The sequence below is a fragment of the Burkholderia sp. GbtcB21 genome (genome assembly GCF_019091065.1).
GTDB lineage: Bacteria > Pseudomonadota > Gammaproteobacteria > Burkholderiales > Burkholderiaceae > Burkholderia > Burkholderia pyrrocinia_C.
The window spans coordinates 1-235 of the sequence record NZ_JAGXKA010000490.1 but is presented as its reverse complement, the minus strand read 5'-3'; the positions used below and the strand labels follow the sequence as shown (position 1 = coordinate 235).

The following is a 235-nucleotide window of genomic DNA, read 5'->3' as shown; positions in this document are numbered from 1 at the left end:
CGGATTGGCGACGCTCGACATGCCGCCGTCGACGAATGCGAGGATGTTCCTGAACGCCGCGCTGAAATAGAGCTCGTAGCCCTCGCGCCCGACATAGCCGATGTGCGGCGTGCAGATCACGTTCTCCATCCGCAGCAGGCTGTAGCCCTGCAGGATCGGCCCGCTCTCGAACACGTCGATTGCGACCATCCCCGGACGGTTGTGCGACAGTGCGTTGACGAGTGCGTTTTCCTCG

At 63.0% G+C, this 235-nt stretch carries 1 protein-coding gene; it reads right to left on the bottom strand.

Going from position 1 to position 235, the window contains the following annotated elements; genetic code table 11:
- Nucleotides 1–235: NAD(P)-dependent oxidoreductase (locus tag KVT39_RS37440; RefSeq protein WP_306795643.1), on the bottom strand; the 235-nt coding region annotated here is incomplete at both ends.